The organism is Pseudomonas sp. GM80 (assembly GCF_000282515.1).
Classification (GTDB): domain Bacteria; phylum Pseudomonadota; class Gammaproteobacteria; order Pseudomonadales; family Pseudomonadaceae; genus Aquipseudomonas.
Genome location: NZ_AKJD01000042.1, coordinates 47,982 through 61,295, shown reverse-complemented (window position 1 = coordinate 61,295; position 13,314 = coordinate 47,982). Strand labels below are relative to the sequence as shown.

The window sequence follows — 13,314 nt, the reverse complement described above, 5'->3', positions numbered from 1 at the left end:
GGTGTGATGTTCACTCAAGTGCCGCAGCCGCTGGTCTATGCCGAAGCGTTGCTGGCGCAGTTCGCCAGTCTGTCGCGTGCGGCAGACGGCGCTGCGCTCTTGGGTGACTTCGTGCGTGGGCTGGCCGAGTTGAGCGGCTGCGAATTGACGCAGCTGTATCTTCTCGACGCTACCCACACCTGCCTGGGGATGAACGCCGAGTACCTCGATGGCGCCCTGCAACCGCGCGAAGCGGCGAGCCTGCCTGCCGATTACAACGGTGAGCAATTGCTGCAATTCGCCCTGTGCCAGAACCGCGTGGTGTGCCTCGACGACCTCGGCGGCAGCCTGCACGAAACCAGTTTCCTGCCGGCCGCCACGCGCGCCTGGCAATCGTTACTGTGCGTGCCGCTGGTCAATCAGCACAAGGCTGTCGAAGGTCTGCTGCTATGCGCCAGCCATCGCCGCGTCGATTTGCAGGGTTTCGCCGATTCGCTCGGGCAACTTGGCTCGTTCGTGCTGGGGCAGTTGCACTTGCTGCAACGCCTGCGTCAGCCAATGGATGTGGTCGCGCCGACGTCGCGCAGTGTGGCCAATGTCAGCGGTTATGGCCTGATCGGTAAAAGTGCGGCGATGCGTCAGACCTACTCGCTGATCAGCAAGGTCTTGCACAGCCCGTATACCGTGCTGCTGCGCGGTGAAACCGGCACCGGCAAGGAAGTTGTGGCGCGGGCGATTCACGATTGCGGCCCGCGTCGATCCCAGGCGTTCATCGTGCAGAACTGCGCGGCGTTCCCGGAAAACCTGCTGGAAAGCGAACTGTTCGGCTACCGCAAAGGCGCCTTCACCGGCGCCGATCGCGACCGTGCCGGGCTGTTCGACGCGGCCAATGGCGGCACGTTGTTGCTCGATGAGATCGGCGACATGCCGTTGTCGTTGCAGGCGAAATTGCTGCGCGTATTGCAAGAAGGCGAGATTCGTCCGCTGGGTTCCAACGACACCCACAAGATCGATGTACGCATCATCGCCGCCACGCACCGTGATTTGTCGGTGCTGGTCAGCGAGGGCAAATTCCGCGAGGACTTGTACTACCGCCTCGCGCAATTCCCGATCGAGTTGCCGGCGCTGCGTCACCGTGAAAGCGACATTCTCGAACTGGCGCGGCATTTCGCCGAAAAGGCCTGTTCGTTTTTGCAGCGCGACCCGGTGCGCTGGTCGGATGCGGCGCTGGAGCATCTGTCTGGCTACAACTTCCCCGGCAACGTCCGCGAACTCAAAGGCCTGGTCGAACGCGCGGTGTTGTTGTGCGAGGGCGGCGAGTTGCTGGACGAGCATTTTTCCCTGCGCATGGAGGCGATGGCCGACGACAACAGTGGCCTGAACCTGCGTGAACGCCTGGAGAAAGTCGAACGCAGCCTGCTGCTCGATTGCCTGCGCAAGAACGACGGCAACCAGACCCTCGCCGCCCGCGAACTGGGCCTGCCACGCCGCACGCTGCTGTATCGCCTCGGTCGCCTGAATATCAATTTGGGTGACTTTGATGGTTGAGCAGAAAGTGATCGCTGCATCCAACAATATCCCTGTGGGCAGTGAAACCCCTGTGATCAGTGAACCCCCTGTGGCGAGGGGATTTATCCCCGATCGGCTGCGCAGCAGTCGCAGTCCGGCAAACGCGGTTTCCCTGCAGAAACCGGGTCACAGGTTTTGGGGGCGCTGCGCACCCCAGCGGGGCGGTGCGACGTTTCGCCAAGTCCCCTCGCCACAGGAGATCGTGGCACCTCCTTGGATTGGCTCTGAGCTTCGGTTTAGAGCCTCCCAAACCAACAAATTCGCTAATAACGGCGCCGCCCGCAAGGGTCGGCGCTTTGTGCTTTGTCTACCCCTGGAGACCCTCTGATGTCTGTTCGTCACTGGCACGCTGTCCTGCTGACCCTTGTCGTTCTATGCGGCCTTGCAGGCTGTAGCGGCAATTACAAATTCAACGACACCGACTATCGCCCGTTGGGTGATCCGCAAGCGGTCAATCGCGGCAAGTGACCGCAAGGAGCATCAAACATGGAATTGGTTTTCGAAATGCTGAATACCAAGCAGTTCGTGCCCACCGAGCTGTGCCAGCGGACCTTCAAACAGGCCGGTGGCGTGATCGGGCGGGGCGAGGACTGCGACTGGATCATTCCTGACCGCAAGCGTCACCTGTCCAACCACCACGCGATTGTCAGCTTTCGCGAAGGCGTGTTTTTCCTCACGGACACCAGCAGCAACGGTGTTCAGGACGGTGAGAGCGGCGCACGTCTGAGCAAGGGCGAGCCAGTGCGCATCGAACACGGCAGCACCTACGTGCTGGGCGACTTCGAGATCCGTGCACGGCTGGTGCGTGACCCGGCGGCGTTCGACGGTGAAGCCGGGCGTCCGCGCGCAGCCGGCAGCATCATCCCGGATGACGCCTTCCTCGACCTCGACCCGCTCAATGCGCTCGAACAGCAAGAACGCGTCTACTCGGAAATCGACGAATTGCTGGCGCCGAACACCGCGCCCGAGGACAGCCGTCAGCGCGCCGACTATGCGCGCATCGACATGGAAAGCCTGATGGTGCCGGAGCTGATCAGCGCCCCCGTCGAGCCTGAGCCTGCGCCCGCGCCGAAAGCCGTTGAGCGCCAGAGCGAAGGTTTCTGGGAGCACTTCGGTGCCGCACTGGGGGTCGACGTCAAAGGCCTCAGCCACGACGAGCGCGAAGCCCTGGCGCTGAACGCTGCGCGCTTGTTGCGTCAGAGCGTCGGCGGTTTGCAGCAGAGTCTGCGCACCCGTTCGGAGCTTAAAAACGAACTGCGTCTGGCCCAGACCACCGTGCAAGGCACCAACAAGAATCCGCTGAAATTCGCCGTTGATCCGAGCGAAGCCCTGCAGATTCTGTTGCAGCCAAGCAAGCCTGGCCATCTGCCGGCCGAGCAAGCCATCTCCCGCGCGTTCCGCGATTTGCAGGCGCACCAGGTGGCCTTGCTGACCGCCAGCCGCGCCGCCGTGCGCGGCACGCTTGAGCACTTCTCGCCGGAGCAGTTGACCCTGCGTTTCGAGCGCGACAACAAGCCGTTGATTGCCACGTCGGGCGGGCGCTGGAGAGCGTTCGGCCGTTACCACCAGGCGCTGCGCCAGGACGATGACTGGAGCGAACGCCTGTTGGCCCGCGACTTCGCCCAGGCCTACGAAGAACAGATCCGCCTGATCTCCACCCTCCACACCGACCACCAAGGATGATGCGCATGTCTCGCCGCTCGACCGCTTTTTTCAAGACGCTGACTGCGCTCACCGTGCTGGTGTTGCTCGCCGGTTGCTCGTCGCTGTCGCCGTACTCGAAAGTGACCAAGATCAACCTGAAACTGACCGGCAGCGATCAGTTGAACCCGGACCTCAACGGGCGGCCGTCGCCGATCGTCGTGCGCCTGTTCGAACTCAAGCACCCGGTGACCTTCGAGAATGCTGACTTCTTCAGCCTCTACGAGCGCGCCAAGGAATCCCTCAACCCGGATCTGGTGGCCAGCGAAGAACTCGAACTGCGCCCGGGCGAAACCGTGGAACTGAAACTCAAGGTGGAAGAGGGCAGCAGTTATGTCGGCGTTCTCGCCGCTTACCGCGATTTGCCGGAAACCCAATGGCGCCACACGGTGCAGATCACGCCACTGGAAGTCACCGAAGTCGATCTGACCCTGGACCAGACCGGCATCCGTAACACTAATCAAGTGCTCGCCAAGGCGGATGACTGACCATGAATACCCATAAAGTCATTTGGCAGGAAGGCATGCTGCTGCGTCCGCAGCACTTCCAGCACAACGATCGCTATTACGATCACCAGATGAAAACCCGCACTCAGTTGTTGGGCGGTTACACCTGGGGTTTCCTCAATCTGGAGATCGACCTGCAGTTCCTCAACATGGGCAAACTGGTGATCAGTGCCGCCTCGGGGATTCTGCCGGACGGCAGCCTGTTCGAACTCGGTGGCAACACCGAACCGCTGGCGCTGGACGTGCCGCCGAACACCGGCAACACGCCGATCTACCTGGCGCTGCCGCTGGTCACCGGTAACCACATCGAGTCGCGCCGTCCGGAGCAGTCCGACGTGCTCGCGCGCTACACCGCGTACGACGCCGAAGTGGCCGACTCCAACGCCGGCGACGATTCCGCCAGCCAGGTCAGCTGTGGTCGCCCGGACTTCAAACTGTTGCTCGGCGAGCAGCAGAGCGATCAGGCCTACGTGAAACTGAAGATCTGCGACGTGCTCGACACCACGCCCGACGGCGTGATCAGCCTCGATCCGGATTTCGTCCCGACCTACATTCAGGCCCACGCCTCCAGCTACCTGCTGTCGTGCCTGAAAGAAGTCATCAGCATGCTCAACCACCGTGGTGACACGATTGCCGAGCGGATTCGTTCCAACGGCAAGGTCGGCGGTGCCGAAGTCGGCGACTTCATGATGCTGCAACTGATCAACCGTACCGAGTTGCTGCTGCGCCACTATCTGGGGCTGGAGCAGGTTCACCCGGAAGAGTTGTACCGCACGCTGCTGACCATGCTCGGCGACCTGGCGACCTTCTCCGGCGACAGCAAACGTCCGCGTCTGGACAGCCGCTACTCGCACGCCGACCAGGGCGCGAGCTTCCGCAAACTGATGGACGCGATTCGTCAGGTGCTGTCGATGGTGCTGGAACAACACGCCATCGAGCTGATCCTGCAAGCGCGTCAGTACGGCATCATCGTGTCGCCGTTGCACGACCACAAACTGCTCGGCTCGGCCTCGTTCGTGCTGGCGGCCAGTGCCAACTGCGACTCCGAAGAACTGCGCCACCGCTTGCCGGCGCACCTCAAGGTCGGCCCGGTGGAGCGTATCCGCCAACTGGTCAACCTGCACCTGCCGGGGATCAAGGTCAAACCGTTGCCCGTGGCCCCACGGCAGATCGCGTTCCACTCGAACAAAACCTATTTCATCCTCGAACTCAGTTCCGAAGACCTGGCGCAACTCGAGCGCTCCGGCGGCTTCGCGTTCCACGTGTCCGGCGAATTCGCCGAGCTTGAACTGAAATTCTGGGCCATCAGGAACTGACCGACATGATCAAGGACATGGAACACAACCAGGACGACAAAACCGTCCTGCTCGACCGTCAGGGCCACGGCCCGGCGTCGAGTCCGCTGACCGATTTCGCCGCGCCGCCGCGTTTCGAGCAACTGGAAGAACGGATGATCTACGCCGCGCGCCTGCGCCCGGCCGAAGCGTTCAACATCAGCCTCAATTCGCTGGTGGCGGCGTCCTCCGAACTGCTCTCGGAAGTGGTGCGCCTCAAGCACAGCGAAACCCGCGAAGATTTGTACGCGCTCAACGAGCGCCTGACCGCCGGGCTCAAGCTGTTTGAAGTGCGCGCCCTGCACAACGGCGCCGAAAGCAGCCAGGTGATGGCCGCGCGTTACGTGCTCTGCACCGTGGTCGACGAAGCCGTCGTGACCACGCCGTGGGGCAACGAAAGTGAATGGTCGCAGATGAGCCTTTTGAGCAGCTTCCACAATGAAACCTTCGGTGGCGAGAAGTTCTTCCAGTTGCTCGATCGGCTGTCGAAGAACCCGGTCAAGCACCTGCCGATGCTCGAGCTGATGTACCTGTGCCTGTCCCTCGGCTTCGAGGGCAAGTACCGCGTGCAGGCACGCGGCATGCTCGAACTCGAAGGCATCCGCGACGCCTTGTACCGGCAGATCCGTCAGTTGCGTGGCGACGTGCCGCGCGAGTTGTCGCCGCATTGGGAAGGCTTGAACGATCAGCGCCGCAACCTGGTGCGCATCGTGCCGGCGTGGATGGTGGTGTTGTTCACCTTCGTCTGCCTGGTGGTGATGTATTCGGGCTTCGCCTGGGTCTTGGGCGAGCAGCGCGACACCGTTCTGCAACCATATCAGCCGCTTGATCCGGCCGCGGTTCAGCCGCAGTCGCAGCCGTAAACAGGGACGTGTGATGAAAAAGTTTTTCAAGAAAGTCGGCGCCTTCCTGCGCCAGACCTGGGTCTGGACCCTGCTGCTGGTGCTGTTCGTGGCGCTGCTGGTGTGGTTCGTCGGCCCGTTGTTGGCGGTTGATGACTACAAGTTCTGGGAAGGTTCGACCTCCCGTCTGTTGACCATCAGCGTGCTGTTCCTGATCTGGGGCCTGACCATGGTCTTCGTCAGCTGGCGCGCGGGCATCCGCAAGAAAGCCGATGAAGAATCCGAAGACGGTCAGGATCGCATCCGCCGCGAAGAGCAGATCGACGAAGAACAGAAAGAGTTGAAGGCGCGCTTCAAAGACGCGCTGAAAACCCTGAAGACTTCGAGCCTGTATCGCGGCCGCAGCGAACGCTGGCGCAGCGACTTGCCGTGGTACCTGTTGATCGGCCCACAGGCCTCGGGCAAGACCAGCCTGCTGGACTTTTCCGGTCTGGAATTCCCGATCAACAAGATCGACCGCAAGCTGACCCGCGACACCCTCGGCACCCGTCATTGCGACTGGTACTTCGCCGATCACGGTGTGCTGATCGACACCGCCGGCCGTTACCTGACGCAGCCGGACGCCGAAGTCGACGGCAGCGCCTGGACCACCTTGCTGGAACTGTTGCGCAAGCGTCGTCGTGGCCGTCCGTTGAACGGCGTGCTGGTGACCATTCCGGTGGAAACCCTGCTCGGCGGCAGCGAACAAGACATCGACACCCTGGCGCGCCAGGTGCGTGCCCGTCTGCAAGACGTGCATCAGAAACTGCACGTCGACGTGCCGGTGTATCTGGTGCTGAGCAAGGCTGACAAGCTGCTGGGCTTCGACGAGTTCTTCGATCAACTGACCCGCGAAGAAAGCGATCAGGTGCTCGGTACCAGTTTCCGCAAGGATCAGGTCGGCACCGACGTGGCCGTGCTGCGCAACGAGTTCGAAGAACTGCTGCGTCGCCTCAACAGCCAAGTGATCATGCGCATGCACTCCGAGCGTGACACGCAGCGCCGTGGCCGCATCCTCGACTTCCCGCACCAGCTGGGGCAGATCGGCGAGCGCATGTGTCTGTTCGTCGACATGGCGTTCACCGGCAACCGTTATCAGCGTGCTACGCAACTGCGCGGTTTCTACCTGACCAGTGCACCGCACCTGACCCAGGAAATGGATGCGAGCACCGCCGGCATCGGCGCCAACCTCGGCATCAGTGCCGGCGTGTTGCCGACCCTGCGCAGCGGCCGTTCGCGGTTCATTCATCACCTGCTCAGCCGGGTGATTTTCCCTGAAGCCGATCTGGCCGGTCTCGACAAGCGCGAGCGCAGCCGCATCCATTGGGGGCAACGTGCGTTGTACGTCGGCGCACTGGCGGCACTGGCGTTGTTCGGCATGCTCTGGGCCGGTGGTTTCTCGGCCAACTACGAGCGTCTGGAAAACCTGCGCAACCTCGCGCAGAACTGGACGCAGCAGCGCTCGGCCTTGTCGCCGCGCGATGATGCGATGGGCGCGCTGAAAACCCTCGACACCAGCTATGCCGCGACCCAGGCCTTCCCGAAAAAAGGTGATGTCTCCTACCTTGAGCGTGGCGGTCTGTATCAGGGTGAAACGGTTAATCCGGTGGTCAAAGAAGCTTACGAGCGCGAGCTTGAGAAGCAACTGCTGCCACGCGTTGCGACGATGCTTGAAGGGCAGATCCGCGCCAACATGAAGGACCGCGAAAAGCTGCTCAACAGCCTGCGCGCGTACCTGATGCTGAACATGAAAGACCGTCGCGACGCCGCTTGGCTGAAGGACTGGGTCGCCACTGACTGGTCGACGCGCTACACCGGCAACACCGCGGTGCAGAACGGTCTGAACACTCACCTCGAACGCCTGCTGAAGCTGCCTTTCATCTACCCGCTCAACGACCAGTTGGTCACGCAGGCGCGTCAGGTATTGCGCAGCGAATCGCTGGCCACCGTGGTTTATCGCATGCTCCGCGAGCAGGCGCGCAACTTGCCGGAATACCGTTTCAGCCAACACCTCGGCCCACAAGGCTCGCTGTTTATCGGCACTGAATACGTGATCCCGGGCTTCTACACGCAGACCGGTTATCAACAGTACTTCTCGGTGCAGGGTTCGGCGCTGGTCACCGACATCCTGCGTGACAACTGGGTGCTGGGCGAAGGTGCGGGCATCAGCGACATGGACCTGCGTCGCCTGATGGTCGAACTGGAGCAGCTGTATTTCCGCGACTACGCCAACTACTGGAGCGAAGCCGTTGGCCAGGTGGCGTTGCCGCCGATCAGCGACGCCGGTGAAGGCGCCGAGCAACTGGCGGGCCTGACTTCGGCCAACTCGCCGGTGCTCGCATTGCTCACCGAAGTGCGTGAAAACACCCGCTTCCCGGCCGCTGCCGATCCGGTCGATGAAGCCGGTGATGCCGCCGATGCACTGGCGGGGCAGAAGGGCAAACTGGGTAAAGTCGGCAAACTGGCGTCTGCCGTGGCGGACAAGGCTTCGGCCCTGAACGTTGCCAAGAGCCTGCCGGACACAGCGAAGAAGTCGCTGCAACGTCGCTTCGAACCGCTGCATCGTTTGCTCGATGACAACAACGGTCCGGGCGCCGACCTGACGCCAGCCTTCAACGCGCTCAACGACCTGCAACTGCAACTGTCCGGTCTGGCCCGTTCCAGCACGCCGGAACAAGCCGCGTTCGAACTGGCGAAAACCCGCATGAGCGGCCAGCGTGATGCGCTGACCAACCTGCGCACCGCTTCCGGTCGCCTGCCGCGTCCACTGAGCGTGTGGTTCAACGTGCTGGCCGAAGACTCCTGGCGTCTGGTGCTCAACGATGCTTACCAATACCTCAACGGTCGTTATCAGAACGAACTGTACAGCGTGTATGGCAAGACCATCAGCAAGCGTTATCCGTTCAGCGCCAGCAGCACCAGCGACGTGGCGATCAGCGACTTCCGCGAGTTCTTCAAGGCGCAAGGCACCGTTGACCGCTTCTTCGACAGCTACATGCGTCCGTTCGTCAGCGGCGATCCGGGCAACTACCGCATGCGCAGCATTGACGGTCACAGCCTGCCGGTGTCCAAGGTCTACCTTGATCAGATGGCGGCGGCGCTGACGATTCGTCAGAGCTTCTTCTCGATCAACCCGGCCGAACCGACCGTGCAGTTCAAACTGGAGCCGTACACCCTCGACCCGGCCGTCAGCCGTTCCGAGTTCAAGTTCGGCGACAAGACCATGGAATACCGTCACGGCCCGATCCTGCCAATGTCGTTCAAGTGGCCGACCGAGGCTGAAGACGGTCGCACCAGCCTGGTCATGGACAAAATGGCCGGCCGCCCGATCGGCATCGAGAAGAACTCCGGCCCATGGTCGCTGTTCCGTCTGTTCGACCTGATGCAGACCGAGTACCTGACTGGTCGCGACGTGCTGGTGCTGAAAGCTGACGTAGGCGGCCTGCGCGCCAACTACCTGCTGACCAGCCAGCGCACGCCGAACCCGTTCGACATGGGCGTGCTGCGCACCTTCCGTATGCCGGTGCAGCTCTGATGCTGGTGGCCAGTCCCTGGCGCAGCGCGGCGCGTACCGACCCGGGCAAGGTGCGGGCGCGCAACGAAGATGCCTTCCTCGACCATCCGCAGCAGGGGCTGTGGGTGGTCGCGGACGGCATGGGCGGTCATCAGGGTGGCGACGTCGCCAGCCAGTTGATCGTCGCCAGCCTGGCTGAACTGCCGGCACACGACGAGTTCGACGAACGCCTCAAAGCCATTCGCCAGTGCCTGCACTGGCTGAACCGGCGCCTGGGGCAGGAGTTGACCGTCACTGCCGGCCGTCACGACAGCATCATGGGCAGCACCGTCGTGGCGCTGCTGGTGGAAGGCAATCGCGCGGCCTGCATCTGGGCCGGCGACAGCCGCTGCTACCTGTGGCGCGGCCAGCGTCTGTATCAACTGTCCAAAGACCATTCGCTGCAACAGCAACTGATCGACGAGCAACAGATGAGCGTCGAACAGGCGGCAGCGCACCCGTCGGCTCAGGCGTTGACCCGAGCCGTCGGCGCCGCCGAACAACTGACCCTGGATGTCCTCGAACTCGAGGTCTATCCGGGCGATGCGTTTTTGCTCTGCAGCGATGGTTTGTATCAAGGCCTGAGCAGCGATGCCCTCGGCAACGCCCTCAGCCTCAGCGCGCCGCACGTGGCGCTGGAACGTTTGTTCGACGGTGCCCTGCGGGGTGCCGCTCGGGACAATTTGACTGCCGTGGTAATCCGCCAATGAGTGAAATCGAATCACCCATCGATGATGTGCTGATGAGCGAAGAACAGGCCAACAACCTGACCTACTTCGCCTTCGCCAAAGCCCATAACGCGGAACCCGCGCTGGCCCCGACCAAGGCCAGCATCGGCGCGTTGCCGGACGTGCTGGCCGGCCGTTATCGCCTCGAGCGCCTGCTCGGGGCTGGCGGCATGGGCGCTGTATACCGGGCGAGGGATCTGCTGCACGAACAGTTCGGCGATCCCGACCCTTACATCGCGCTGAAAATCCTCAGCGAAGAATTTGCCGAATCGCCGGACGCCAGTGCCTTGCTCTACAGCGAGTTCGCCCTGACCCGACGCCTGCGCCACGACAACGTTGTGCGCGCGCACACCTTTGAAGTCGACACCGATTGCCAGCGGGCCTTCATCACCATGGAATACATGCGTGGCCTGACCCTGGACAAATTGCTCTGCGAGCGGCCCCTCGGCCTGCCGTGGAAAGAACTGCGTGACATCGTCCTGCCGCTGCTCGACACGCTGGCCTACGCCCACCGTCGCGGCGTGCTGCACGGCGACATGAAACCGAGCAACGTCATGCTCAGCGAAGACGGCTTGCGCCTGTTCGACTTCGGTCTCGGCCAGGCAGAAGAGGGCACCTTGCCCGGCCTGCCGCACCTGAGCCGCGAGCGCTTCAACGCCTGGACGCCAGGCTACGCCGCCCCCGAACTGCTTGAAGGCCAACCGTTGTCGGCCAGCGCAGACGTCTACGGCGTGGCCTGTGTGATCTATGAACTGGCGGGCGGCAAACACCCGTTCCGCCGCTTGCCCTCGACCCAGGCCCGCGACGAGCACCTTGAACGCGAGCTGCAAGCTCCGGCAAACCTGCCGAAACACTGCTGGCCTGCGCTGCAAACAGCGCTGAGCTTCCACGCGGCGGAACGCACCATCACTGCCACTCAATTGCGTGACGCCATGGGCGCCACCTCGTCCTGGCTGCAACGTCTGCGACTTCGGGCATAACGGATGACATTCGAACAGGGAACACACAATGTTCAACTCAGCTAACGAGACCCACTTCAGCCTGACGGTCGAAGACTATGTCGGCGACCTGCAAGTGCTGTCGTTCACCGGCACCGAAGGCATTAGCCAGCCGTTTCGCTTCGACCTCGAACTGGTCAGCGAAAACCCTGATCTGGACCTGGAAAAGCTCCTGCACAAACAGGCCTTCCTCGCCTTCGATCCGCAGGGCTCCGGCATTCACGGGCAGATCTATCGCGTCGCCCAAGGCGATGCCGGCAAGCGCCTGACCCGCTACAAAGTGTCGCTGGTGCCGCAACTGCAGTACCTGCATCACCGCACCAACCAGCGCATCTACCAGCAGATGTCGGCGCCTAAAATCATCGCGCTGATCCTCGAAGAACACGGCATCAAAGGCAACGCCTACAACTTCCAGTTGAGCCAGCCGTGCCCGGATCGCGACTACTGCGTGCAGTACGACGAAACCGACCTGCACTTCGTCCAGCGTCTGTGCGAAGAGGAAGGCATCCACTACCACTTCCAGCACACCCCGAAAGGGCACCTGCTGGTGTTCGGCGACGACCAGACCGTGTTCCCCAAACTCGGCCAGCCAACCGCCTACATTCAGGGCAGCGGTATGGTGGCTGACGAGCCGGTGATCAAAGGCTTCCGCCTGCGCCTGGAAACCCGCACCAGCCGCGTCACCCGCCGCGACTACGACTTTGAAAAACCGCGTCTGCAAATGGAAGCGGCGTACAAACCGGACGCCGCTCCCGATAGCCAAAGCGCCGAACCGGATCTGGAAGACTACGACTACCCCGGTCGCTTCATCGACCGCGCGCGCGGCAAGTTCCTCAGCCAACGCGCCCTCGAACGCCACCGCGCCGACTACCGCCAGGCCGAAGGTCGCGGCGATCAGACCCGTCTGGTCAGCGGCCACTTCATGGAAATGTCTGACCACCCGCGCAGCGAGTGGAACGACCTTTGGCTGCTCACCGAGATCTTCCACGAAGGCAAACAACCGCAAGTCCTCGAAGAAGGCGTGACCAGCGACACCACCGACAACAAGGACGACTTCCACCAGGGCTACCGCAACACCTTCCTCGGCACCCCGTGGGACGTGTTCTACCGCCCGGCCCTCGAACACCCGAAACCGCGCGTACTCGGCAGCCAGACCGCCCACGTCACCGGCCCCGCCGGTGAAGAAATCCACTGCGACCAGTACGGCCGCATCAAGGTGCAATTCCACTGGGACCGCGAAGGCCAGGCCGACGACAAAACCAGCTGCTGGCTGCGCGTCTCCAGCGCCTGGGCCGGCGACCGCTACGGCGCCATCAGCATCCCGCGCGTCGGCATGGAAGTCCTCGTCACCTTCCTCGAAGGCGACCCAGACCAACCACTGGTGACCGGCTGCCTGTACCACAAGGAAAACCCGGTGTCCTACGCCTTGCCGGCGAACAAGACGCGCAGCGTGTTCAAAACCCTCAGCTCACCGGGGGGCGGCGGCTACAACGAACTGCGCATCGAAGACAAGAAAGGCGCGGAGCAGATCTACATCCACGCCCAGCGCGATTGGGATGAAAACGTTGAGCGCGACCAGAAGATTCGGGTCGGCAACGAACGCCACGACACCGTCGAGAAGAACACCTACACCGAGCTCAAGGCCGAAGAACACCGCACCACGGTGTCCGACCGCAAGGTTGAAACGCGAATCGATGATCACCTGACGGTTGGGCAGAACCAGCACATCAAACTGGGGACTGCGCAACTGACCAGCGCCGGGAAAGAGATACACCTCAAGGCTGGGGACAAGATCGTTATTGAAGCCGGGACGGAGCTGACCATTCTTGGGGGTGGCAGCTTTATCAAGCTCGATGGCGGTGGTGTGACGGTGGTTGGGCCGGTGGTGAAGATTAATGCCGGTGGGGCGCCTGGGAATGGGACCGGGATCGGGATTAAACCGCCGGTGCTGCCGGGGGCGGCGGATAAGGATAAGGCGGGGAGTTTGATGGATCAGGCGTTCGGGAATTCGGTGCCTGAGAAGGTTAAGCCGAAGGCTTTTTTTGTGTTTTCTGAGTGATGAGTT

10 protein-coding genes are annotated in these 13,314 nt (G+C 62.3%); all 10 read left to right on the top strand.

Annotated elements, in window-relative coordinates:
- Positions 1 to 6: 6 nt before the first annotated feature.
- The 10 genes from PMI37_RS04920 (at position 7) to PMI37_RS04875 (ending at position 13,308) form a co-directional block, all read left to right on the top strand.
- Complete coding sequence (locus PMI37_RS04920; RefSeq protein WP_008078716.1) at positions 7 to 1,527, top strand: sigma-54 interaction domain-containing protein; 1,521 nt, start codon at positions 7 to 9, stop codon at positions 1,525 to 1,527.
- A 348-nt stretch (positions 1,528 to 1,875) separates the two neighbouring features.
- Positions 1,876 to 2,016, top strand: coding sequence for a hypothetical protein (locus tag PMI37_RS04915; RefSeq protein WP_008078714.1), 141 nt, complete (start codon positions 1,876 to 1,878; stop codon positions 2,014 to 2,016).
- 18 nt (positions 2,017 to 2,034) lie between these two features.
- Complete coding sequence (gene tagH, locus PMI37_RS04910; RefSeq protein ID WP_008078713.1) at positions 2,035 to 3,231, top strand: type VI secretion system-associated FHA domain protein TagH; 1,197 nt, start codon at positions 2,035 to 2,037, stop codon at positions 3,229 to 3,231.
- A gap of 5 nt (positions 3,232 to 3,236) precedes the next feature.
- Entirely contained in the window at positions 3,237 to 3,737 is a 501-nt protein-coding gene (gene tssJ / locus PMI37_RS04905) for a type VI secretion system lipoprotein TssJ (protein WP_008078712.1), read from the top strand.
- A 2-nt stretch (positions 3,738 to 3,739) separates the two neighbouring features.
- Positions 3,740 to 5,071, top strand: a complete 1,332-nt coding sequence (gene tssK / locus PMI37_RS04900) for a type VI secretion system baseplate subunit TssK (RefSeq protein WP_008078710.1) — start codon at positions 3,740 to 3,742, stop codon at positions 5,069 to 5,071.
- A 5-nt stretch (positions 5,072 to 5,076) separates the two neighbouring features.
- Positions 5,077 to 5,952: a type IVB secretion system protein IcmH/DotU gene (gene icmH / locus PMI37_RS04895; RefSeq protein WP_008078709.1), complete on the top strand. Its 876-nt coding sequence runs from the start codon at positions 5,077 to 5,079 to the stop codon at positions 5,950 to 5,952.
- Positions 5,953 to 5,965: 13 nt separating this feature from the next.
- Positions 5,966 to 9,505 carry a type VI secretion system membrane subunit TssM gene (tssM, locus tag PMI37_RS04890; RefSeq protein ID WP_008078707.1) on the top strand — a complete coding sequence of 1,180 codons (3,540 nt, stop codon included), beginning with the start codon at positions 5,966 to 5,968 and terminating at the stop codon, positions 9,503 to 9,505.
- Positions 9,505 to 10,233: a PP2C family protein-serine/threonine phosphatase gene (locus PMI37_RS04885; protein WP_008078706.1), complete on the top strand. Its 729-nt coding sequence runs from the start codon at positions 9,505 to 9,507 to the stop codon at positions 10,231 to 10,233. The genes tssM and PMI37_RS04885 overlap by 1 nt, the downstream gene beginning before the upstream one ends.
- Entirely contained in the window at positions 10,230 to 11,231 is a 1,002-nt protein-coding gene (locus PMI37_RS04880) for a serine/threonine-protein kinase (protein WP_008078705.1), read from the top strand. The genes PMI37_RS04885 and PMI37_RS04880 overlap by 4 nt, the downstream gene beginning before the upstream one ends.
- A gap of 28 nt (positions 11,232 to 11,259) precedes the next feature.
- The gene (locus PMI37_RS04875; RefSeq protein ID WP_008078703.1) at positions 11,260 to 13,308 is read left to right on the top strand and encodes a type VI secretion system Vgr family protein; all 2,049 of its coding nucleotides are present in this window, start codon (positions 11,260 to 11,262) and stop codon (positions 13,306 to 13,308) included.
- The last annotated feature ends 6 nt before the right edge of the window (positions 13,309 to 13,314 follow it).